The organism is Parasphingomonas caseinilytica (assembly GCF_036663755.1).
Lineage (GTDB): Bacteria > Pseudomonadota > Alphaproteobacteria > Sphingomonadales > Sphingomonadaceae > Sphingomonas.
The window spans coordinates 737,474-760,226 of the sequence record NZ_JAXOJL010000001.1 but is presented as its reverse complement, the minus strand read 5'-3'; the positions used below and the strand labels follow the sequence as shown (position 1 = coordinate 760,226).

The 22,753-nt window shown below is 64.6% G+C and carries 24 protein-coding genes and 1 tRNA gene; 18 read left to right on the top strand and 7 right to left on the bottom strand.

Translation table 11 applies throughout. The features are described from left to right. Positions 1–119 precede the first annotated feature (119 nt). From U1738_RS03540 to U1738_RS03530, 3 genes are read right to left on the bottom strand one after another with little or no spacing between them, the layout of a single operon-like run. The gene (locus tag U1738_RS03540) at positions 120–848 is read right to left on the bottom strand and encodes an extensin-like domain-containing protein (protein WP_332787633.1); all 729 of its coding nucleotides are present in this window, start codon (positions 846–848) and stop codon (positions 120–122) included. After that, positions 848–1,606: an NUDIX hydrolase gene (locus U1738_RS03535; protein ID WP_332787632.1), complete on the bottom strand. Its 759-nt coding sequence runs from the start codon at positions 1,604–1,606 to the stop codon at positions 848–850. The genes U1738_RS03540 and U1738_RS03535 overlap by 1 nt, the downstream gene beginning before the upstream one ends. Beyond that, entirely contained in the window at positions 1,603–2,889 is a 1,287-nt protein-coding gene (locus U1738_RS03530; protein WP_332787631.1) for a chymotrypsin family serine protease, read from the bottom strand. The genes U1738_RS03535 and U1738_RS03530 overlap by 4 nt, the downstream gene beginning before the upstream one ends. Positions 2,890–3,056: 167 nt before the next feature. Here U1738_RS03530 and U1738_RS03525 point away from each other — a divergent pair. Beyond that, a tRNA-Ala gene (locus tag U1738_RS03525) sits at positions 3,057–3,132 on the top strand. A 31-nt stretch (positions 3,133–3,163) separates the two neighbouring features. On the opposite strand, the gene ypfJ is transcribed toward U1738_RS03525, so the two are convergent. Beyond that, complete coding sequence (ypfJ, locus tag U1738_RS03520) at positions 3,164–4,075, bottom strand: KPN_02809 family neutral zinc metallopeptidase (protein WP_332787630.1); 912 nt, start codon at positions 4,073–4,075, stop codon at positions 3,164–3,166. Positions 4,076–4,207: 132 nt separating this feature from the next. Here ypfJ and U1738_RS03515 point away from each other — a divergent pair, with 132 nt between their 5' ends. From U1738_RS03515 to U1738_RS03505, 3 genes are all read left to right on the top strand, one after another. Beyond that, the gene (locus U1738_RS03515; RefSeq protein ID WP_332787629.1) at positions 4,208–5,350 is read left to right on the top strand and encodes a patatin-like phospholipase family protein; all 1,143 of its coding nucleotides are present in this window, start codon (positions 4,208–4,210) and stop codon (positions 5,348–5,350) included. Positions 5,351–5,385: 35 nt separating this feature from the next. After that, the gene (locus tag U1738_RS03510; RefSeq protein ID WP_332787628.1) at positions 5,386–6,171 is read left to right on the top strand and encodes a 3-hydroxybutyrate dehydrogenase; all 786 of its coding nucleotides are present in this window, start codon (positions 5,386–5,388) and stop codon (positions 6,169–6,171) included. 259 nt (positions 6,172–6,430) lie between these two features. After that, positions 6,431–7,060 (top strand): DUF4893 domain-containing protein, encoded by a 630-nt coding sequence (locus U1738_RS03505; protein WP_332787627.1) that lies wholly within the window; start codon positions 6,431–6,433, stop codon positions 7,058–7,060. 246 nt (positions 7,061–7,306) lie between these two features. On the opposite strand, the gene U1738_RS03500 is transcribed toward U1738_RS03505, so the two are convergent. Continuing rightward, positions 7,307–8,257 (bottom strand): cation diffusion facilitator family transporter, encoded by a 951-nt coding sequence (locus tag U1738_RS03500; RefSeq protein WP_332787626.1) that lies wholly within the window; start codon positions 8,255–8,257, stop codon positions 7,307–7,309. A 114-nt stretch (positions 8,258–8,371) separates the two neighbouring features. Here U1738_RS03500 and U1738_RS03495 point away from each other — a divergent pair, with 114 nt between their 5' ends. From U1738_RS03495 to U1738_RS03470, 6 genes are all read left to right on the top strand, one after another. Then, on the top strand, positions 8,372–8,617 hold the full coding sequence (locus U1738_RS03495) for an AbrB/MazE/SpoVT family DNA-binding domain-containing protein (protein ID WP_332787625.1): 246 nt from the start codon (positions 8,372–8,374) through the stop codon (positions 8,615–8,617). A 27-nt stretch (positions 8,618–8,644) separates the two neighbouring features. Further along, positions 8,645–9,010 (top strand): type II toxin-antitoxin system death-on-curing family toxin, encoded by a 366-nt coding sequence (locus U1738_RS03490; RefSeq protein WP_332787624.1) that lies wholly within the window; start codon positions 8,645–8,647, stop codon positions 9,008–9,010. Positions 9,011–9,296: 286 nt separating this feature from the next. Next, positions 9,297–10,685 carry a helix-turn-helix domain-containing protein gene (locus U1738_RS03485; protein WP_332787623.1) on the top strand — a complete coding sequence of 463 codons (1,389 nt, stop codon included), beginning with the start codon at positions 9,297–9,299 and terminating at the stop codon, positions 10,683–10,685. A gap of 107 nt (positions 10,686–10,792) precedes the next feature. Further along, positions 10,793–12,232, top strand: coding sequence for a S41 family peptidase (locus tag U1738_RS03480; protein ID WP_332788216.1), 1,440 nt, complete (start codon positions 10,793–10,795; stop codon positions 12,230–12,232). A gap of 278 nt (positions 12,233–12,510) precedes the next feature. Continuing rightward, on the top strand, positions 12,511–14,106 hold the full coding sequence (locus U1738_RS03475) for an isocitrate lyase (RefSeq protein ID WP_332787622.1): 1,596 nt from the start codon (positions 12,511–12,513) through the stop codon (positions 14,104–14,106). Between the two features lie 407 nt (positions 14,107–14,513). Then, complete coding sequence (locus U1738_RS03470; protein WP_332787621.1) at positions 14,514–15,164, top strand: PEPxxWA-CTERM sorting domain-containing protein; 651 nt, start codon at positions 14,514–14,516, stop codon at positions 15,162–15,164. 50 nt (positions 15,165–15,214) lie between these two features. Here the strand turns inward: U1738_RS03470 and U1738_RS03465 are convergent, their stop codons facing one another. Both U1738_RS03465 and U1738_RS03460 read right to left on the bottom strand, forming a co-directional pair. Next, complete coding sequence (locus U1738_RS03465) at positions 15,215–15,598, bottom strand: putative quinol monooxygenase (RefSeq protein WP_332787620.1); 384 nt, start codon at positions 15,596–15,598, stop codon at positions 15,215–15,217. Positions 15,599–15,740: 142 nt separating this feature from the next. Continuing rightward, entirely contained in the window at positions 15,741–16,097 is a 357-nt protein-coding gene (locus U1738_RS03460; protein ID WP_332787619.1) for a hypothetical protein, read from the bottom strand. Positions 16,098–16,450: 353 nt separating this feature from the next. On the opposite strand from U1738_RS03460, the gene U1738_RS03455 reads away from it, so the two are divergent. From U1738_RS03455 to U1738_RS03420, 8 genes are read left to right on the top strand one after another with little or no spacing between them, the layout of a single operon-like run. Further along, on the top strand, positions 16,451–17,479 hold the full coding sequence (locus tag U1738_RS03455; RefSeq protein ID WP_332787618.1) for an aspartate-semialdehyde dehydrogenase: 1,029 nt from the start codon (positions 16,451–16,453) through the stop codon (positions 17,477–17,479). Then, on the top strand, positions 17,460–18,122 hold the full coding sequence (locus U1738_RS03450) for a DUF2238 domain-containing protein (RefSeq protein ID WP_503643681.1): 663 nt from the start codon (positions 17,460–17,462) through the stop codon (positions 18,120–18,122). The genes U1738_RS03455 and U1738_RS03450 overlap by 20 nt, the downstream gene beginning before the upstream one ends. Positions 18,123–18,153: 31 nt before the next feature. Beyond that, positions 18,154–18,414: a FitA-like ribbon-helix-helix domain-containing protein gene (locus U1738_RS03445; protein WP_332787616.1), complete on the top strand. Its 261-nt coding sequence runs from the start codon at positions 18,154–18,156 to the stop codon at positions 18,412–18,414. Then, the gene (locus U1738_RS03440) at positions 18,411–18,836 is read left to right on the top strand and encodes a type II toxin-antitoxin system VapC family toxin (protein WP_332787615.1); all 426 of its coding nucleotides are present in this window, start codon (positions 18,411–18,413) and stop codon (positions 18,834–18,836) included. Before U1738_RS03445 ends, U1738_RS03440 begins: the two co-directional genes overlap by 4 nt. Then, on the top strand, positions 18,833–19,270 hold the full coding sequence (locus tag U1738_RS03435) for a GFA family protein (protein ID WP_332787614.1): 438 nt from the start codon (positions 18,833–18,835) through the stop codon (positions 19,268–19,270). Before U1738_RS03440 ends, U1738_RS03435 begins: the two co-directional genes overlap by 4 nt. A 50-nt stretch (positions 19,271–19,320) precedes the next feature. Continuing rightward, positions 19,321–20,082, top strand: a complete 762-nt coding sequence (locus tag U1738_RS03430) for an alpha/beta fold hydrolase (protein WP_332787613.1) — start codon at positions 19,321–19,323, stop codon at positions 20,080–20,082. Between the two features lie 57 nt (positions 20,083–20,139). Continuing rightward, positions 20,140–21,951 (top strand): M2 family metallopeptidase, encoded by a 1,812-nt coding sequence (locus U1738_RS03425; protein WP_332787612.1) that lies wholly within the window; start codon positions 20,140–20,142, stop codon positions 21,949–21,951. Continuing rightward, the gene (locus U1738_RS03420) at positions 21,951–22,688 is read left to right on the top strand and encodes an SIMPL domain-containing protein (RefSeq protein WP_332787611.1); all 738 of its coding nucleotides are present in this window, start codon (positions 21,951–21,953) and stop codon (positions 22,686–22,688) included. The genes U1738_RS03425 and U1738_RS03420 overlap by 1 nt, the downstream gene beginning before the upstream one ends. Positions 22,689–22,753 lie beyond the last annotated feature (65 nt).

The following is a 22,753-nucleotide window of genomic DNA, read 5'->3' as shown; positions in this document are numbered from 1 at the left end:
GCCCCTCCCCTTTAGGGGAGGGGAAGGGGTGGGGGATGCCTCGCAGAGACCGGCTTTCGCGTTTGCGGCACGGCCCCACCCCTAACCCCTCCCCTGAAGGGGAGGGGCTTAGAAGAAGTTCACCGACAAGACCGCCAGCCCATCCGGCCACGTTCCGCCTGATCGAGATGCAGGTGATCGCGATGCGCGGCATTGTATTCCGGGCTGAGCACCGTCGAATACAATTCGCACGCGCCATTGCGCACGCTGCGCAGGAAGGTGCCCTTGTCGCCCGTGTCCTTCCAGTCGCCCAGCACCGTGATCCGCGTGCCATCCTCCAATCGGAAGCCGGCGATATCGATCGCGTCCGCGGTGGCGTGTTCGCTGAAATCGCCCTGGCTTCGGCCATACATGCGGCGACAATTGTAGCTGCCGAGGTGATCGATGCCGACGACGCGCTGTCCGAAATAGCGGCGCGCGGCAGGCTGGACGACTTCCCATTCCCACACCGATAAAGCGGCGGCGACCGGGCACGACATGCCGAGATTGGGCGGCGATAGCGCGATACTGTGGCTGCCGCCGCGGTCGAGGCGGACGCCGTCGGCATAGCCGCACTGCCCGTCCGTGACCGGCGACAATGCGGTATAACGGACCCCGGCGCGGTTCAGCAGCGCGCGGCATCTGGGGAAATCCTGCGTCAGCCCGGCGATCTTGCGGCCGGTGAACATGCCGATTGGTTGCGCGAGATCGAGCGGCGTCCACGGCAGATCCTGCGGTCGCCCGCGCGCCAGTGCGAAGAGCAGCAGGCAGGCGATGCCGATCGCGACGATCGCGACCAGCCAGCCGATGATCCGGCGCAGGCGGCGCATCAGCCGCGCAGCGCGCTGTCGATCGCCTCCGACGTGACCGGATAGCCGAGATCGGCCGGGATGCAGAGATGGTCGGCGCCGTCCCGCTGTTCGATCCACGGCGTGATCGCGCGCACGTCATGCTGCGCAGCATTCGCCGCCGCATCGTCGAAGCTTGCGAAGCGCGCGAGGCGTTCCAGGTTGCGGCGCGTGGGGAAGATGATGTGCGCGCGACCGGCATCGGCCGCGTCGAGCACGCCTTGCGCGGTGCTCCAGCACAAGCGGACATTCTCGGTCGCGTCGACCTCCGCCTCGGGCGCGTCGGCGGGCAGGCGGGCGAGGTAGAAGCGGGTGTCGAAGATGCGCATGTGCGCATGCGCCGGCAACCAGCGCGCGAACGGCACCAGCGCGGCGAGATCAAGGCCCAGACCGTGCGCAGCGAGCGCGTCGCCGAATGCGGTTCCGGCATGGAGCGCCGCTCGCAATGCAACCAGCGTGTCGCCGTCCGGCACCGGCGTCAGGCCGATCGGCAGGCCGACTTCCTCCAGCGTCTCGCGGATCGCGGCGATGCGCGCTGCGGTGTCGGCGGGGTCTCCGCCGAGCTTTTCGGCCAGATCATAATCGCCGGGATCGATCCGCCCGCCGGGGAACACCAGCGCGCCGGCCGCGAACACCATCGCCTTGGCGCGTTCGACCATCAGCAGTTCGGGCAGGCCATCGGCTCGCTCCCGAAACAGCACCAGAGTGGCGGCGGGGATCGGAATCTGCTGATCGCTCATGGCTTAGCTGTAGGGGCGGGCAGCGGTGCTGCATAGGTGGGGGTGTAGGTGCCGTCCGGCGCAGCATGCAGCAGCGACCAGCCGACGGGCAGATAATCGACCGACATATAGAAATAGAAGGCGCAACTGCCGTCGCCGCGATAGCTGCCGCCCTTCAGGATGCCGAAAGCGGTGGTGCCGCTGAACACCGGCGATCCGCTGTCGCCGCCCTTGCAACTGGGGCCGGCTACGGTCACCCAGGTCGGCAGGCACGCACCGCCGCAGATATCGCCGGCGGGTGCGAAATCGGTCAGCTCGACCAATGCGCAGCTATAGCCGGTGCGCTCGCCGCGATGGCAGACGAAATCGCCCGCACGGGTGGCGGCGCGGGTGCGCTGGCCGGTGATCGGGCGCAGTCGGGTCTTCTCGGTATCGGTGTAGATCGCCGGGGGCAGCGCCTCGGCACTGCCATGCAGTTGCACATCGCGGTACCCCCACCCCCATTGGCCGAGAAATTCGAGCGGGCGCACGCCCCGCTTCGGATCGCGGAAGTTCATATTGTCGAGGCAATGCGCGGCGGTGGTGATGGCGGTGCGCGTGCCGTCCCCCACGGTGAAGGCGCTGGTGCAGATATAGCGTTTGCCGTCAGCCGGGCTGGTGCCCTCCATCCGTGCGCCGCCGGCGATGTCGAGATTCTTGTCGGTCTGTTTCAGGATGCGCAATTGCACCGGCACCTCGGCGATCGTCTCTAGCTTCGCCTTCAGGTCCGCAGCGCTGCTGCGCACGTCGGACGGGCCGACGATGACGACCAGCTCGCCGGTGCGCGGATCGAGCCCGATACCGGGCGGGCGGGGCAGCGCGGCGCGGATGTCGCGCTGATGCCAGGTCATCGCCCAGATCACGCGATCGCGCGTGACACGTGCGCCAGTGCGGAACGCGATCGGCACGTCGAACCCGCCGGCCTTGAACATCTTCTCGCGTACCGGCTCCTCGCCCGCGAGATAGACGATGATGCGATAGACCGGCGTGTGTTCGATCGCGATGCCGGCGAGGCGGTCGCGATATTTCTCGGCGAGCGCATCGGTGATCGGCACGCTCAACTGCTGCGCGGTGAGGCGTCGCATGGCCTCTTCGACGGACACGGAAAATTGCCTGGCATATTCCGCCGCGTCCTGCGCGAGTGCATCGGCCGGGGTTTCCAGTGGCGTGGCGGCTGGTGGGGGAGGCGGCTCGGTCTGGGCCGCGGCCGGCGGGCCTGTCGCGGCCATCACGGCCAACATCAATCCGAATATCACATTACGCACCGCGCCTGCGTTATCAGCATCGCCTCGCGCTGGCGAGCGCGGTGGCAGCGATTTCGTCGCGTGCCAGAGGGCGATCATCGCTGGCGAATATCGCGGACGGCGGCGGTTGCGTCGTCCAAAAAGGGCGGTTAAATGCGTCGCGTCCCGGCGGTGCCGGCGGCCGGAGCGGGGCTGTAGCTCAGATGGGAGAGCGCTGCAATCGCACTGCAGAGGTCAGGGGTTCGATTCCCCTCAGCTCCACCAGGCTCTGATGAAATCGCCCGGATTACCGCCCTCAAATCGCCCCGCTGAACGTGTCGCACTGGCGCGGATCGCCGCTGTCCAGCCCGCGCTTCAGCCACGCCATACGCTCGGCCGAGGTGCCGTGCGTGAAGCTGTCGGGCACGACGCGGCCCTGCGATTGCTGTTGCAGCGTGTCATCGCCGATCGCATGGGCGGCGGTCATGCCTTCCTCGATATCACCGGGGTCCATCCGGTCGCGATTCTGCGCGGCCCATACGCCGGCATAGCAATCGGCCTGCAATTCGAGCCGGACGGAGAGTGCATTGCCTTCGGTGCGGCTCGACTGGGCCTGTTGCTGCGAGACCTGCGAAGAAGTGCCCATCAAATTCTGCACGTGATGGCCGAATTCGTGCGCGATCACGTAATCCTGTGCGAAATCGCCTTTCGCGCCGAAGCGGTTGGCGAGTTCACCGAAGAAATTGGTGTCGAGATAGATGCCCTGATCGGTCGGGCAATAGAATGGCCCCATCGCGCTCTGCGCCGCGCCGCAGCCGGATTGCCCGCCCTGATCGCCGAAGAACACCAGCTTCGGTGCCTTGAACTGCGGGCCGAGCAGCTTCTTCCAGGTATTGTCCGCCGAACTGAAGGCATTGCAGGCGGATTTGCTTTCCGCGTTGAGGTTGCAACTGGACGCCGTGTCGGTACCGGCCTGGCGCGTGCCGGACTGGCCGACCTGTTCGCTCGGCGCCTGCGTGCCGCCACCACCGCCGGTGATCGAGCCGAGGCCACCGAATACCGCGAGGCCGATCAGCAGGATCGCCACGCCGCCGCAGCCGAAACGGCTGAACACGAGCGGGATCAGGCCGAACAGCAAACCGCCACCACCACCGCCGAACCCGCCACCGCCGCTCGCGCCGCGCTGATCCTCGACATTGATGTTGGGATCGAAATCGTCGAGCCGCATTGGGGGAGGCCTTGGTTCGTTGTCGTTGCGGTATGAATGCGTGGGCGCGTAGCTTGTTGCAAGGTGTCAGTCTTAATCCTCCCCGTCCCGGGGAGGATTGATCCCGCCGCTCAGCCAGCGCATGGCAACGTCATGGCCGATATCGAACCCAGACCCCGCCGCCGCGCCAAGGCGTTGCCGCTACCCGATTGCGTCGCTTTGGTCCTTCAGGGCGGGGGTGCGCTGGGCAGCTATCAGGCGGGCGTGATCGAGGGGCTGTCCGGCAGCGGGATCGAGATCGACTGGGTTGCGGGCATCTCGATCGGTGCGGTCAACGCGGCGATCTATGCCGGCAATCCGCCCGAGCGGCGCGTCGAGCGACTACAGGCATTCTGGGACAAGGTGACGGGTGCACTGCCCAGCTTCCCGATCTTCCCGAACGATTCCGTGCGCGAATTCGTCCACGAATGGTCGGCCGGGTTCGTCATGATGGCCGGCGTGCCGGGCTTCTTTTCGCCGCGCATGATCCCGCCGATCTTCGCCACGCCGGGATCGATGGAGGCGATGAGTTTCTACGATTCCGCGCCGTTGAAGGAGACGCTGGACGCGCTGGTCGACTGGGATCTGCTCAACAATGGCTCGGTACGGCTGTCGGTCGGCGCAGTGGATGTCGAGAGCGGGAACTTCCATTATTTCGACACGACCGAGACGCGGATCGACGCGCGTCATATCATGGCCTCGGGCGCGTTGCCGCCGGGCCTGCCGCCGGTCGAGATCGACGGGCGATTGTGGTGGGATGGCGGCCTCGTCTCGAACACGCCGCTGACGCATGTGCTCGATCATCAGCAGGGCGATCTGCTCGCGTTCCAGGTCGATCTGTTCTCGGCCTCGGCGGAGCGGCCGCGCACGATCATGGACGTGGCGGCGCGGCAGAAGGAGATCCTGTTCTCCAGCCGCACGCGCCAGATCTCGGATCAGGTGATGCGCATCCGGCAGGATCGGGAAGCGATGCGCAAGGTGCTCGCCAAGCTGCCGCCCGACATGCACGACGATCCCGACGTGAAGGCGCTGACCGGCCGATCGGCGGAGGATGCGGTGAACCTCGTCCAGCTCGTCTACCGCGCCAATGCGTGGGAGGGCGGCAGCCGCGACTTCGAATTCTCGACGCGGACGATGCGCGAACATTGGCAGGCCGGGCTGGACGCGGTGACCGAGACGATGGCGAACGCGCAACTCGTGGCGGCGAACATCGAAACCGGCAAAAGCGCGGCGTTCGATCTGGTTCCGAAGATTTGATGCCCGGATAGGGTTTGCATGAAGGAGAAAGAAGCATGTTCCTGAAGGGCAAGAGCGCGATCGTTACCGGGTCCACGTCGGGCATCGGCCTGGCCTATGCCAAGGCGTTCGCCGCCGAGGGCGCCAGCGTCGTCATCAACGGTTTCGGCGACGCGGATGCGATCGAGAAGGAGCGCGCCGCACTCGAAGTGACGAGCGGGGCCAAGGCGCTGTACGACGCCGCCGACATGACCAAGCCGGACGAGATCGCCGCGATGGTCGCGCGTTGCCATGCCGAACTCGGCGGGCCCGACATCATCGTCAACAATGCCGGCATCCAGCATGTCGCCCCCATCGAGGATTTCCCCGCCGACAAGTTCGAGGCGATCATCAAGATCAACCTCACCTCGGCCTGGTATCTGATGCAGGGGGCGGTGCCGCTGATGAAGGCGGCGAAATGGGGGCGAATCATTTCCACCGCCTCGGCGCATTCGCTCGTCGCCTCGCCCAACAAGTCCGCTTATGTGATGGCCAAGCACGGCATCGCCGGGCTGACCAAGACGATCGCGCTGGAAACGGCGACCTTCGGCATCACGGTGAATTGCATCTCGCCCGGCTATGTCTGGACGCCATTGGTCGAGGCGCAGATCCCCGATACGATGAAGACGCGCGGGCTGACGCGCGATCAGGTGATCAACGACGTGCTGCTCGCCGCGCAGCCGACCAAGGAATTCGTTACCGCCGAACAGGTCGCGGCGCTGGCGGTGTATCTGTGCGGCGATGCGGCCAAGGCGATCACGGGCGCGAACATGTCGATGGACGGGGGCTGGACCGCGGCCTGACCGCAAGGCTCGGTTGGTTTGGTCGATCCACCTCATTCCGTTCGTGCTGAGCCTGTCGAAGCACGTGCCTCAGACGCGCCATATCCCTTCGAACACGCCCTTCGACAGGCTCAGGACGAACGGGGATGGCGAGCGGTGCCCGGTCGATCACATTACCGTCCCCAATCCGCGCCTCGCTTTTCAACCCTTTGGTATCAACGGGTTGGCAAGCGCGCGGCCACGTGGTTTGATGGCTGGCCATAACAAGAATTGGTCGCGCATGATTGTCAGAACGGGATTCGGCCTAGCCGCATGTGCGGCACTCGCGGCGTGCGGCGGCGGCGACCGTCCTGCGATGGCGTCCAAACCCGCCGTAGCCGACTGGCGACAGGTGGCGACCAAGGCGGATCGCGACCGGTTGCGCACCTGGCGCGAGGCCTGGGTGGCGGCGACGGACAAAGCGCGCGCCGCCGGCAATGGCGCGGCACTGGCGGCGGAGGGCAAGTTGTTCGATCCCGATCACGCGCTGGCCGGCGCGGTGCCCCCGCCGGGGGCGTATCGCTGCCGGGTGTTCAAATTGGGTGCGAAGGGTGTCGGATCGCGCGATTTCAGCGCCTTCCCGTTCTTCGATTGCCGTGTCGAGGCCGAGGGCGACGTGTCGAGCTTCTACAAGGCCGACGGGTCGCAGCGGCCGGTGGGCCTGGCCTTCCCCGACAGCGATACGCGCGCGGTGTTCCTGGGCACGATGATGATCGGCGACGAGAAGGTCGCGCTGCAATATGGCCGTGATGCGGATCGCGACATGGCCGGGATATTGCAACGGGTGGACGCCAGAACCTGGCGGATCGCGCTGCCCAATCCACGGTTCGAATCGATGCTCGACGTTGTGGAGATCGTGCCGGTTAGGTGAGGGGGGCTGTGGCAGTCTTCTGCCGTAGGGACAGGCGAACCTGAATTGCCGTTCGTGCTGAGCCTGTCGAAGCACATGCCCCGAACACGCCGTATCTCTCTGAACACGCCCTTCGACAAGCTCAGGACGAACGGTGGAATTACCCCACACCCAAAAACCCCGTCATCCCCGCGAAGGCGGGGATCCCGCTGCCTTGCCCCGCACTTGGTAAAAGAAGCGGGATCCCCGCCTTCGCGGGGATGACGGTTAAGTCTTTGTTTGCGGATTAAAAACCGCCGCATTCTCGCGCTTCTCCGGGCGGATATAGATCGACGACAGCATCGGTTCCGCCGCGCGCAGTTCGTCCTCGATCCGTTCGATCAAATTCTCCGCCTCGCCCATGGTCAGCGTATCCTCGAAGTCCGCACTGATCGCGACGAAGATGCTGTCCGGTGCGGTGTGGATCGTGCGGACGTGGTTGACGTGGGTGATGGCCGTCTGCCGATCGACCACCGCGCGCACCTTGGCGACCACCGCCGGGTCCGCGCCTTCGCCGATCAACAGCCCCTTGGCCTCGCGCGCCAGCAACGCCGCGACCAGCGCTAAGATCACGCCGATCGCGATCGAGGCGACCCCGTCGATCCGCGCGTCGCTATAAGCATGGCTGGCCCAGACGCCGACGCCGGCGATGATCAGCCCGGCGAGCGCGGCGCTATCCTCGAACAGCACGATGAAGCCGGCCGGATCCTTCGACCGGCGCACCGCCTGCCACCAGCCGGCGCTCCCCTTTGCGGCGGCGAACTCGCGCATGGCGATAAACCACGATGCCCCTTCCATCGCAAAGGCGACGGCCAGGACGATATAGTTGATCAGCGGATCGCGCAGCGGCTCGGGTTCGAGGATGTGAGTGTAGCCCTCATAGACCGACACGCCTGCGCCGACCGCGAAGATCAGGATCGCGACAACGAACGACCAGAAGTACAGTTCGCGGCCATAGCCGAACGGATGCGCCTCGTCCGGCACCTGCTTGCCGCGGCTCTGGCCGTACAGCAGCAGCATCTGGTTGAGGCTGTCGACGACCGAATGAAATCCCTCGGTCAGCATCGAGGACGAACCCGAAATCCCGGCGGCGATGAACTTCGCCACCGCGATGCCGAGATTGGCCGCCAGCGCCGCGAAGATGACGAGGTTCGAGCCGCCCTGTTTCGTTGCCGACATTGTGCTTGCCCCTTGCCGCTCATTCATTGCCGGTTCGTTGCGGACTTATGCGGCGATGCGGTTTGCGTCCAGCAAGCGTTTGCCGAGGTTGGCAGATTATGTTATAACGGATGTATGAACGCACCCATCAAACACAGCAAGAAGCTCAAGCTGATCAAGGTCGGCAATTCGGTTGGGGTCATCCTGCCGAAACAGGTGCTCGACAAGCTTGGTGTCGAACTCGGCGATCAACTCGATCTGGTGGAAAGCGTCGCAGGAATGCATCTCCAACGTCATGACGAAGGCTTCGCCGCGCAGATGGATGTTGCGCGCGCGGTGATGAAGCGGCGTCGCAATGCGCTGCACGAACTCGCGAAATAAGTCGTGGCCGATTGGATTTGGGTCGAATTGGGCGTCGCGCTGGCGGCCCATGAGGAGCAACTTGCCGAACATGGCGGGGCCGCGGGCGTTCGCGATCCCAGCATGTTGGAAAGCGCGATGGCGCGTCCGCTCAACCTGATCGCCTATGAAGATCCCGATGTCGCGGATTTGGCTGCGAGCTATGCATTCGGCATCGCCCGAAACCATCCTTTCGTGGACGGCAACAAGCGCACAGCGGCGGTGGTGAGCGAAACCTTTCTGCTGCTCAACGGATATGCGCTGGGATGCAGCGATGTCGAATATGTCACGACATTCCTGGCATTGGCGGCGGGCGAGTTGACCGTCGAGCAACTGGCCGCCTGGTTTCGCCAGCATATTGTTACCGATGAATGAGAAATGCCCGCCGAGACGAACTCGGCGGGCATCCTTTCCTCCCCAGGAAATCGTTGCGGCGGGTGGCGGGTGAAGGCTTTACACCTTTGTCTCGCGCCGTTTCGTCCCGCTGCGGATGCAAAGCCATGATAAACCGGCCTTGTGCAGCCCGAGCGTGACGGCGCGGAGGTCAAGATGTCGGCGATCGCGGGGCTCGCATTGTGCTGTTGTAAAGACATGACAGTCTAGGCCATGAGGCGAGGGGGTGCTGCCGCGCACCCGTCCACGCGCTTGGAGACTCCGGATCATGGCCGATCGCAAACTCTTTGCCGGGCACGCGGTGCGGCGGTTGCGGCGTCAGGCGGGGCTGACCCAGGCGGCGATGGCCGAAATGCTGACGATCTCGCCGAGCTACCTGAATCTGGTCGAGAAGAACCAGCGGCCCTTGTCGGCATCCCTGCTGGTCAAGCTTGCCGAATCGTTCGACTTCGATCCGCGCGCACTGGCGGCGGGCGAGCCGGGCGGGGGTGAGGCGGCGCTCCGGCGGCGGCTGGCCGACCCGATCTTCGCCGATCTGGAGATCGACCGAAACGAGATCGAGGAGTGGCTGGCCGGCGCACCCGGCGGGGCTGAGGCGTTCGCGCGCGCCTATGATCGCGCCGGAGCCGGGGGCGGCGGCGCGGGCGAGGCTGCGAACGACCCGATCGCCGAAGTGCGGCGCGAGATCGAGCGGTGGCGCGACCATTTCGCCGATCTCGACACGATGGCTGAGGCGTTGGCCGACGAACTCAGGCTCGGCGCAGGCGACCTGTACGGCGCGATCGCCGAACGGCTGCGCGTCAAGCATCAGCTCACGATCCGCGTCCTGCCGGTCGATGTCATGCCGGACCTGCTGCGCCGCACCGATCTTCACGCGCGGCAATTGCAGTTGAGCGAGACGCTCGACCCCGCCTCACGCACTTTCGCCGCCGCGTTCCAGTTGGCGCAGATCGAGGCGCGGGGCGAGATCGAGGCACTGGCCAAGGGAGCGGGGTTCGCAGATCGCGCGGCCGAACGGCTCTATCGCCGGCATCTGGCGAGCTATTTCGCCGCCGCGGTCATGATGCCCTATGCCCGGTTCCTGCGCGCGTGCGAGGCGACCGGATACGATCTCGAACTGTTGCAACGCCGGTTCGGCGCGGGCTTCGAGCAGGTCGCCCACCGTCTGACGACGTTGCAGCGGGTCGGCGCGCGCGGGCTGCCGTTCTTCATGGTGCGGATCGATCGCGCGGGGCAGGCATCGAAACGCTTTTCGGGCGCAAGCAATGCGGCGCTGGCCGAGGCGGAGGGGCGCTGTCCCTTGTGGCGCGTGCATCACGCGTTCGATCGGCCGGGGGCGTTGGTGGTGCAATTGATCGAGCTGGAAGATGGCGCGCGCTGGCTCACCGTCGCACGCACGGTAACGCCGCAGGGCCGGCGCTATGGCGCGGTGCCGGCGGAATTCGCGGTCGGCATCGGCGTGGCGAGCGACCATGCCGGCACGCTGGCGGTGGCGCGCGGCATCGACCTGAAGGGTGAGGCGACGCCGATCGGCCTGGGCTGCCGGGCGTGCCTGCGCGGCGCCTGTCCGCAACGATCCATGCCGCCGATCGGTCGCGCCCTGTCGATCAACGACCGCGAGCGCGGCTTGAGCGCGTTCACGTTCGGCGGCGACTGAACCGGCGTCCGCTACGCGGTGTCGACCGTAGCTTTGGCCCATAGATGATCCGCGACACGCCCGCCGGTTTCGGATAATTTTATGGGATAAATAGAGAGAATCAGATGATGCGTCGCCCCATCGCCACACTGTTCGCATTGGCCGCCACGTTGTCAGCCTGTGGCGGGGATGGCGGATCGACCGGATCAGTCGCGGGATCGACCGGTGCCACCCCGACGCCGACGAACACCGCCGGCTGTTCCCTGCGCAACCGGCAGGATTGGGTCGCGGGGCAGATGCGGGAATGGTATCTGTTCCCCGATACGCTGCCGGCCAGCCTGGATCCGACGCCCTACACCTCGGTCGATACGTATCTCGATGCGCTTACCGCCACGGCGCGGGCGCAGCGCAAGGACCGGTACTTCACCTATCTCACCTCGATCGCCGAGGAGAATGCGTTCTACAATTCCGGGTCGAGCGCCGGGTTCGGCGTGCGGCTCTCGATCGATACGCCGGCGCAGCGCGCCTACATCTCCGAAGCGTTCGAGGGCGCACCGGCATTGGCGGCGGGGATTGATCGCGGCACCGAGATTCTGGCGATCGGCACCAGCACGGCCGATCTGCGGACGGTCAGCGCGATCATCGCCGCCGGAGGTTCGGCCGGCGTGACCGATGCGCTTGGGCCGACCACCGCCGGCACCACGCGGTTGCTACGCGTGCTGACTGGTGGCGTGACGCGCGACGTGACGGTGACCAAGGCGGATTACAGCCTGACGCCGGTCTCCTCGCGTTATGGCGCCAAGGTGATCGACGATGGCGGGCGCAAGGTCGGTTACGTCAATCTGCGCACCTTCATCAGCACCGCCGATCCCGCGTTGCGCGATGCCTTCGCGCAGTTCCGCGCGCAGGGCGTCACCAACGTGATCGTCGATCTTCGCTACAATGGCGGCGGCCTGCTCTCGATCGCGGAATTGTTCGGCGATCTGCTCGGGGCCAATCGATCGACGTCGGAGGTGTTCGACTATGTCACCTACCGCCCCGAGAAATCCGCCAGCAACACGACTCGCACCTTCTCCCCGCAGCCGCAATCGATCGCGCCGATGAAGGTCGCATTCATCGGCACCACCGGCAGCGCATCGGCGAGCGAATTGGTGATCGCGGGCATGATCCCGTACCTCCACGCCAACGGCGCGCTGATCGGCACCAACACCTATGGCAAGCCGGTGGGCCAGATCGCGCGGGACAACACCGCCTGCGACGATCGCCTGCGCGTCATCGCCTTCTCGCTGCAGAATGCCGCGCGGCAGGGGGCATATTACGACGGACTGGTCGGCACGGTGGAGGCGAGTTGCCAGGCACCCGACGACCTGAGCAGGCCGATGGGCGACGCGCAGGAAGGTTCGACCCGTCAGGCGCTCGATTTCCTCGCCGGGCGCAGTTGCACGCCGATCGCACCGCCGTCGCTGTCGGCACAGAGCCAGAGCGCCCTGTCGGTACGCAACAAGCTGGAACTGTTGACGCCCGATCGCCCCAGCACCGTGCAACGTGAAGTGCCCGGGGCTTTCTAAAGGAAAGGCGCTTTTTTCTGCGCTTCCCCGGCGAAGGCCGGGGTCCAGTCGGGAGGCAGAAGTGATCGGGCGCTGCGCGATGTAACATCGACCTCCGCAACTGGGCCCGGCCTTCGCCGGGGAAGCGCATCTTCGAACTGGCGCTGTAAATAATTCACATAACGACATGCGTTTTACTCTTCCCATGCACAAAATTACCCCGAAACGGCACCGCAAAGGCTAGAGCATCCTGTAAATTTGTCTAATTCGGCTTGCATCCACACAGCAGGAACCGAGCCATGACCTACCAAACCCATATCGCGCAGACGACGGACCTGATCCGCAGCCACAACGGCACCTGGGATGGGATCGATGCCGAAGCGGTTGCCCGCATGCGTTTGCAGAACCGCTTCCAGACCGGCCTCGACATCGCGCGTTACACCGCCGCGATCATGCGCAAGGACATGGCCGCCTACGATCTCGATCCCGCCAATTACACCCAGTCGCTGGGCTGCTGGCACGGATTCATTGGCCAGCAGAAGATGATCAGCATCAAGAAGCATTTCGGCACCACCGATCGCCGGTATTTGTACCTGTCGGGCTGGATGGTCGCGGCCTTGCGCAGCGAATTCGGCCCGCTGCCGGATCAGTCGATGCACGAGAAGACCAGCGTTCCGGCGCTGATCGAGGAACTCTACACCTTCCTGCGCCAGGCCGATGCGCGCGAACTGGGCATGATGTTCCGCGAACTCGATCACGCCCGCGATGGCGGCAACGATATCGAGGCGGCGCGGTTGCTCAATGCGATCGAAAACCACCAGACGCACGTCGTGCCGATCATCGCCGATATCGACGCCGGCTTCGGCAATGCCGAGGCGACCTACCTGCTCGCTCGCAAGATGATCGAGGCCGGGGCCTGCGCGCTGCAGATCGAGAACCAGGTGTCCGACGAAAAGCAGTGCGGCCATCAGGATGGCAAGGTGACCGTTCCGCACGAGGACTTCCTCGCGAAGGTCCGCGCCTGCCGTTACGCCTTCCTGGAACTCGGCGTCGAGGACGGCATCATCGTGACGCGCACGGATTCGCTGGGTGCGGGCCTGACCAAGCAGATCGCGGTCAGCACGACGCCGGGCGATCTCGGCGACCAGTACAATTCCTATCTCGATTGCGAGGAGATCGATCCGACGACCGCGAAGAACGGCGACGTGATCCTGAACCGCGACGGCAAATTGATGCGCCCGAAACGCCTGCCGTCGAACCTGTTTCAGTTCCGCGAAGGCACCGGTGCCGACCGCTGCGTGATGGATTGCATCGCGTCGCTACAGAACGGTGCCGACCTGTTGTGGATCGAGACCGAGAAGCCGCATATCGAACAGATCGCCAGCATGGTCGATCGCATCCGCGAGGTCGTGCCCAACGCCAAGCTGGTGTACAATAACAGCCCGAGCTTCAACTGGACGCTGAACTTCCGCCAGCAAGTGTATGATGCGTGGACGGAAGCCGGCAAGGACGTGTCGGCGTTCGATCGTGCGCGCCTGATGTCGGTCGATTATGACGGCACCGAGCTGGCCGACGAAGCCGACGAGCGCATCCGTACCTTCCAGCGTGATGCTGCGGCACGGGCGGGCATCTTCCATCACCTGATCACGCTGCCGACCTATCACACCGCCGCTTTGTCGACCGACAATCTGGCCAAGGAATATTTCGGCGACCAGGGCATGCTCGGCTACGTCAAGGGCGTGCAGCGCAAGGAAATTCGCGAGGGCATCGCCTGCGTGAAGCACCAGAACATGTCCGGCTCCGATCTGGGCGACGACCATAAGGAGTATTTCGCGGGCGAAGCGGCGCTGAAGGCCGGGGGTGCGCACAACACGATGAATCAGTTCGCGGCGTGATGTGCACAGGCGCAGCGTAGCTGCACCTGAGACGCACACGCCCGGCGGCGGCGGCCTTTCGAGGCCGCCGACCGACGACGCGGCTTAGCCGCGGCGCGCGGCAAAGCCGAACCGCCGCCACAATACGCAGCGAAAAGCTGCCCATCCTTGGGAGAGGATGCGAAAGCCCGGAGCGAAAGCTCCGGGCTTTTTGCGTCGCCCGAACACGCTGCAACCCCCGCAAAAACTACCTTAATATTATATTAACTAACATTCGTATCAGACTGATACATGACAGAAATTGTAAGAATTACACCGCGCGCCTCGCATGGTCGCTCGTTAGAGCGCGATTAAGTCTCCGGGAACGGCGGGGATGCCGAATACGGCATCCGCCTCATCCGAGATTAGCGCTTCAAAGGGGAAACACGATGAACACGATCAAGACGCTGCTCGCCAGCACCTTCGCTGCCACCGTCACGCTCGCCGCCGCACCGGCGATGGCCGCCGATTATCTGCCCGTCGGCCCGCAGACCAATGTCGCGCTGTCGACCGTCACCAGCGGCGGCTGGTCGCTCTGCTATTCGGCGAGCATGGGCAACGCGATCGGCAATAGCGCGGCGGCCGCGATCTCGAACTGCACCGGCGATCGCTTGATGCTCGCGGGCCGGGTGACGGGCAGCGACACGTTGCTCGCGCTCGCTCAGGCGCCACGCGCCGACGTGCTGTTCGATACCGGCGCGGGAAATAACGGCGTGTTCCACCTCGCCAACGGCACCAACTGGTTCAATTCCGATTACTGGTCGTGGGGTTTCGTCGGTGCGGGCCAGAGCCTGACCAAATATCAGTGCGGCATGGGCCCGGCGAACGGCAGCATGTGCATCCACACGATCAACAATGCGCCCGGCTATTCGATCAACGGCCAATATGCCGGTGGAGGGTACGACAAGTTGGTGTTCCAGTTCGTCTCGGGCGCGGTGCCCGAGCCGGCGACCTGGGGCATGATGATCCTCGGCTTCGGCGTCGTCGGGGCGGCGATGCGTCGCCGTGCCAAGGCATCGCGCGTGTCGTTCGCGATCTGAATGTCGCGCTGCCCGCCTCCCGACAAAGGGGGCGGGCAGCGCGCGCCAGCTTACACCAGCAATTTCATGCTGGTGACGCCGAGCGGCTTCGCCAGCAATTTCGCCAGTGCCGGCCCCGCCGCCTTCATCGCCGGCGTCTGGAAATGCGCGTCGATCGCGGCCTTGTCCTTCCACACTTCGTAGGTGAGGAAGCGGCCCGGTGCCGCGACATCCTCATGCAAATGATACGACAAACAGCCAGCTTCCTTCGGCACGCCGCGCGCGAAATTGCTCAGCGCGGTGCGCACGGTCGCTTCCTGGCCCGGCCGGGCGAGCAGTTCGGCGATGACATAGATCTTGCCGTCGGCGGCTTCGGCTGCCTCCGCGACATTCGCCCAGGGCAAAGCGGCGGCGATTGCGGCGAACGACAATATGGTGCGGCGGTCGGTTTCCATGCGGCGTCTCCTATCTGCTGTCTCGACTCTCACTGGTCTCGACATAGCGGAGCATGGCGCCGGGGGTGCTGGCAAGGGGCGGGCATTTGCCTGTTGTTTCCCCTCACGCTTTGCCGGCTCCCGGAGGCGCTGCGGGTCGCCCCTAATCCAGCCAGCGTTGCGCCTCGTCGATCGTCATGAACACGCGCAGCCTGGGATGCGCCAGGGTGCGTTCGGCCTGCATCTTGTTGAGGTAACTGCCCACGACGATTGCGGCCCGCCCGCTGGTGAGCGCCATCCCCGCGCGCATGATGTCGGCCAGCAGATCGGCGACATCGTTGGCCTGGACCGGAAATTCGAGCGATTCGACGATCACGTTGAAATCGGGGCGTATCGCCCGTGCCTCGCGCGCCTTCGTTCCCACCTCCGTGGCGAGCCATGCGGCCTCCTCCGGCGTCAGGAATCCTTTTACCGCGATGCTCAGGCGATTGAGGTGGCGATCATATTCGACCTGAAACATAGACCCTCGATCTTCGGCGGATATCGTGTCCGCACGGGCGGCAAGACGCGCCGTGGACGTCGCCTATCGCGGCGATGCGATCGGCTTTCCATCGAAATTTCGACGGCTGCGAAATCCGCTGTCCTACACGGCGCTCGCCATGGCACATTGCCGTCGTGTGTAGACCGGACTGTAACATGCCGGCCTCTGCCGCGCCGCCCAGTCCGGTTCCGGCCGATCGCCGCCTCGGCCTGCATACGGCGATACCGTGTGACCTTGTGTGAACTTCGGCGATCCGCCCGATAGCAAACCTATCTTCCCCGCCTGCCCATTTCTGCTATCGCGCGCGGCGACACTGAATACGGGAATTTCACATGGGCTACAGAATCGTCGTCGCGGGCGCGACCGGCAATGTCGGGCGCGAGATGCTCAACATTCTGGCGGAGCGGGAATTCCCGGCCGACGAGATCGCGGTCGTCGCCTCGTCGCGCAGCCAGGGGCTGACGGTCGATTACGGCGACACCGGCAAGCAGTTCAAGGTCCAGAATATCGAGCATTTCGACTGGAACGGCTGGGACATGGCGCTGTTCGCGATCGGCTCCGAGGCGACCGCCAAATACGCGCCGATCGCGGCGGCGGCGGGCTGCACGGTGATCGACAATTCCTCGCTCTACCGCATGGATCCGGACGTGCCGCTGATCGTGCCGGAGGTGAACCCGGAGGCGATCGACGGCTACAAGGCGCGCAACATCATCGCCAACCCGAACTGCTCGACCGCGCAGATGGTCGTCGCGCTGAAGCCGCTGCACGATTTCGCCAAGATCACGCGCGTCGTCGTCTCGACCTATCAGTCGGTGTCGGGCGCGGGCAAGCAGGGCATGGACGAGCTGTTCGAACAGAGCCGCAACATCTTCGTCGGCGACAGCGCCGAGCCCAAGAAGTTCACCAAGCAGATCGCCTTCAACGTGATCCCGCACATCGACAGCTTCCTGGACGACGGATCGACCAAGGAAGAGTGGAAGATGGTCGTCGAGACCAAGAAGATCCTCGATCCCAAGATCAAGGTGACCGCGACCTGCGTGCGCGTGCCGGTGTTCGTCGGCCATTCCGAAGCGATCAACATCGAATTCGAGAACGAGATCTCGGCGCAGCAGGCGCAGGACATTTTGCGCGAGGCGCCGGGCATCATGCTCTACGACAAGCGCGAGGATGGCGGATACATCACGCCGATCGAATGCGTCGGCGAATTCGCGACCTTCATCAGCCGCGTGCGCGAGGATTCGACGATCGAGAACGGCCTGAACCTGTGGTGCGTTTCGGACAATCTCCGTAAGGGCGCGGCGCTGAACGCGGTGCAGATCGCGGAATTGCTCGGCCGGCGGCATCTGCAGAAGGCGGCATGATCTGATCGGCGCGTATCGCCGCCGCTGGCTCGAGGTTCCGCTCGCCCAGCGGCGGGCGGTCTGTGCGCTGGCACTTGCGGTGCTGCTGGCGAATTTGTGGCAGCCGTTCCCGGAGATCGCTCCGCTCCAGCATATCCCGACCGTGGCGCTGTTGCTGGCGTCGCCCTGGCTGCTGCGGCGCTGGCCGCTGTCGGACAATTCGGTCGTGGCGATCGCCGGCTTCTTCGCGCTGCACACGCTGGCCGGGCGCTACACCTATTCCAACGTGCCCTATGACGAATGGGCGCTGGCGCTCACCGGACATTCGATCGACGCGGCGATGGGCTGGACGCGCAACGACTTCGATCGGCTGGTCCATCTATCCTTCGGCCTGCTCGCCGTCCCGCCGGTGGCCGAAGCGGTGCGGCGCTACGGCGGGGCGGAATTACGGCTCGGCCTGTGGTTCGCGTTTCTCTTCGTCTGCGGCATCAGCGCGCTGTACGAGATTTTCGAATGGCTGCTCACCATCGTCCTCGCCCCGGGCATGGCCGACGAGTATAACGGGCAACAGGGCGACCTCTGGGATGCGCAGAAGGACATGGCCATCGCCATCTTCGGCGCGTGTGTGTCGATCGGATGGATGGGGTTTCGGAAATCCGATTGAGCCAGTGATAGCATGGTGCTATCATTCGGGTATGGGACAGGTGCTGATCCGCAATCTCGATGACGCGCTGCTGGACGATTACCGGCGCGTGGCGAAGGAGCACGGACGTTCGCTCGAGGCGGAATTGCGGGACGGTCTCCTCCGTGCCCGGCCCAAGCGGCGTTTGTCCAAGGAGGAACTGATTGCGCTTTTGAGTGAGGTGCAGGCTATGACTCCGCCGGGCGCCAGGCAAAGCGACAGTACCGCGATTATTCGCGAGATGCGCGACAAGGGATATGGGTTTTCGGATTGACCGGGATCGTTCTGGACGCAAGCGTTGCCGTCAAGCTTGTCAGTCGTGAGGCCGGCAGCGAGGCTGCATTGAGCCGCGTCGCGGAAGCGACCGAGATCATTGCACCAGACTGGATGGCTCTCGAAACGGCACATGCGCTTTGGAAAAAGGTTAAGGCCGGGGAACTCGATCGAAAGGCGGCCGACGCCGGCGTCGAAGCATTGGCGAAGATCTTAGATCGAACCTATCCTGCAAGCCTGCTGATGTCGGCGGCACTTGTGCTGTCATACGATCTTCGACACCCGATCTATGACTGTCTCTATCTGGCGTTGGCGCAGGTCGAGCAGGTCAGGGTGCTGACCGCCGATGGAAAGTTTGCGGAGAATGCCAGGCAAGGTGGTTTTGCCGACCATGTCGAGCTTATGGAGGGCGAGGGATCGTGACCATCACCGGCGGATGCCATTGCGGGGCGTGTCGCTACACGCTGGCGCTGGAGACGCTGCCCAGAGCTTACGCCTGCCACTGCCGCACGTGCCAGACTTGGTCGGGCAGCGCGTTCTCCGAACAGGTGTTGCTGGCGGAAAGCGCGATCACCGTCACCGGCCCGGTGGTCGAATACGTGTTTCAGTCGCCGAGCGGATCGCAATCGCATCAGCGGATGTGCGGCGTGTGTCATGTCCGGCTGTACAACACCAATACCATGCGCTCGGGAGTCGCGGTGGTGCGGGCGGGGTCGCTTGACCGTAGCGCCGAATTGCAGGTGGCGCTGCATATCTGGGTGAAGCGCAAACAATCGTGGCTGACGCTGCCAGACGATGCCGAGTGCTATGACGAGGCTGCCCCGGCCGAAGCGATCGTCCGATTGTTCGCACGTTAGCAGCCCCTATCTACGAAACCCGATCTCGCCAGACACAGGAAGATGATCCGTTGGCCAACGCATCCGTTGAACCGCAATTTTTCGACAGCTTCGATGGCGCGCGCATCGCGTGGCGCGAAGTGGGGGAGGGCCGTCCGGTCGTCCTGATCCACGGTTATTTCTCCAACGCTCAGACCAACTGGATCCGGTACGGCCATGCGGCGGCGGTGGCGGCCAAGGGCTTCCGCGTGATCATGCCGGACCTGCGCGGGCACGGCGATAGCGCGCGGCCGCACGACGCGGCGAGTTATCCGCCCGATGTGCTGATGCGCGACGGGATGGCTTTGATCGACCATCTCGGGCTCACCGATTACGATCTTGGCGGCTATTCGCTCGGCGCGCGAACGACCGTGCGAATGCTGGCGAACGGCGTTGCGCCGGGGCGTGTCGTGCTGTCCGGCATGGGGCTGCGCGGGCTGACCGATACCGAAGGACGGGGGAGCTATTTCCGGCGGATCCTGACCAATCTCGGCAGTTTCGAACGCGGCACGCCGGAATGGCTGACCGAAGCGTTTCTCAAGACCACCAATGGCGATCCCGAGGCTTTGGTCCGCGTGCTCGATACGTTCGTCGATACGTCGGAGGCGCAGATCGCTGCGATCCTGCAACCGGTGCTGGTCGTCTCGGGCGACGAGGATGAGGATAACGGCCCCGCGCCAGCGCTGGCCGATCTGCTGCCGCATGGGCAGTACCGCGCCGTGCCGGGCGGGCACATGAGCGCGGTGGTGAAGCCCGAACTCGGACAGGAGATCGCCGACTTCCTCGCCGCTTGACCGGGTGACGGCGGAGGGACACTCTGGGCAAATCTCCAATTTCCCCAAGGCAAATACATGATCCGCACCGGTATTTCGATTGTCGCGCTAACGCTGGCGATGGCGGCCGTTCCAGCTTTTGCCCAGAGCGCCCCCACCGCAGCGGTGGCCGATGCGTTCATCGCGCAATCCGAAAAGACGCTGTACGATTTCTCGATCCAGTCGAGCCAGGTGAATTGGGTCAACGCGACCTACATCACCGACGATACCGACGCGATGGCCGCGCGCATCAATGCGGAGGGTACCGAACTCTCGGTGAAGCTCGCGCTGGAAGCGGCGAAGTACGACAAGGTCGCGGACCTCTCGTCCGACACGCGCCGCAAGCTCGATCTGCTGCGTGGTGGCATCACCTTGCCGGCCCCCACCACGGCGGGTGCGGCAACCGAACTTTCCACGCTGGTGACCAAGATGTCGTCTTCCTACGGCAAGGGGAAGGGCACGCTCGACGGCAAGCCGATCAACGGCAGCGATATCGAAGCCGCGATGGGCACCGAGCGCGATCCTGCCAAACTGAAGGAGATGTGGGTCAGCTGGCACGACCAGGTCGGCGCGCCGATGCGCAGCGATTACGCGAAGACGGTGGAGATCGCCAACAAGGGCGCGGTCGAACTCGGCTACAAGGATGTCGGGTCGATGTGGCGGTCGGGCTACGACATGAGCCCGGAAGACTTCGCCAGGTTGACCGACAAATTGTGGATCGAGGTCGAGCCGCTCTACAAATCGCTGCACACCTATGTCCGCTGGAAGCTGAACGAGAAATATGGCGACGCGGTGCAGCCCAAGACGGGCCCGATCCGCAGCGATCTGCTCGGCAATATGTGGGCGCAGGAATGGGGCAATATCTATGACGTGGTCGCGCCGAAGGGGGCGGGCGATCTCGGCTTCGACACGACCGATCTGCTCAAGGCCAAGGGCTATGATCCGCTGAAGATGGTGAAGACCGGCGAGGGTTTCTATTCCTCGCTCGGCTTCGCGCCGCTGCCGACGACGTTCTGGGAACGGTCGCAGATCACCAAACCCGCCGACCGCGAAGTGATTTGCCACGCCTCGGCCTGGGATCTCGACAACAAGGACGACGTGCGGATCAAGATGTGCACCAAGGTGAATGGCGACGATTTCGTCACGATCCACCACGAACTGGGCCACAATTATTACCAGCGCGCCTATCAGAAGCAGCCGATGCTGTATTTGAACGGCGCGAACGACGGCTTCCACGAGGCGATCGGCGATTTCGTCGCGCTGTCGATCACGCCGGATTATCTCGTGCAGATCGGCCTGCTCGACAAGGCGAAGGTGCCGAGCGCCGACAAGGATATCGGGCTGTTGCTGCGCCAGGCGATGGACAAGGTGGCGTTCCTGCCGTTCGGCCTGTTGATCGACAAATGGCGCTGGGGCGTGTTCTCGGGCGAGATCCCGGCGACCGGATACGAAAAGGGCTGGAACGATCTGCGCCTGAAGTATCAGGGCATCGCGCCACCGGTCGCGCGCGACGAGACGAAGTTCGATCCGGGTGCCAAATATCATGTGCCGGCCAGCGTGCCGTACACGCGCTATTTCCTCGCGCGGTTGCTGCAGTTCCAATTCTATCAGGCGGCGTGCAGGCGGGCGGGCTGGAAAGGCCCGCTGCATCGCTGCTCGTTCTACGGCAACAAGGCGGTTGGGGAGAGGCTGAATGCGATGCTGGCGATGGGGCAGTCGAAACCCTGGCCGGATGCGTTGCAGGCGTTCACCGGCAGCCGGGAGATGTCCGGCAAGGCGATGGTGGCGTATTTCGCGCCGCTGAAGGCGTGGCTCGACCAGCAGAATAAAGGGAAACCGACGGGATGGTGATGATCTCTGTAGCGGCGGCATTGCTCGCCGGGGCCAGCGCGACGCCGGTTACGGTGGAGATCGTCGCGTCCGGACATGTCGAAACGCCGGCCGATCGCTACCGGATTACCGGCGGCGTGCTGGCGTGCGCGGCGACGCAGACCGAGGCGGATGCGATGCTGGCGCAGAAGATTGCGGCGATCACGCGAACGATGAGCGGGATGCGGGTCGCTCCGGCGGCGAGCGCAGGGGAGAAACTGTCGCTGGCCAGAATGATGGGGGCGATGTCGGCCGGGCGTGGCGCGAGCGAGTGCAACAAATCGGCGCTGGAAGACATGTTGTCCGGTGCCGGCGAGGAAAAGCCCAAGAACAAGCCTGCCGAAAAGGTGGGTGCGAGTGCGCCGCTGTCGTTCGACGCGCCCGATGCGGCGACGGCGGCGCGGGCTATAGTGGCGCTGAAGGCCGCAGACGCCAAGCCGTCCGACAAGGCGACGCCGGTGTTGCTGGACGAGACGGCGGCGAAGCGCGCGGCCAAACAGCAGGCCCTGGCGAAGGCGCGGGTGGAAGCGGAAGCTTACGGAGCGCCGCTCGGTCTGGGTGCCGCGACCCTGACAAAGATCAGCGAGCGGCAGGATTGGGGATCACTGGATTTCATGGGCCAGATGATGCGCACGATCGGGCTGGCGGGCACCGGCCCGAGCGACAGGGTGATGACGGATGTTGCGCTGACGGTGGAGTTCCGGCTGGACGGGCGGTGACTGACAGGGGGAGCGCGATCAGCTATCAAACGCTTCCCCGGCGAAGGCCGGGGCCCAGTAGCGAT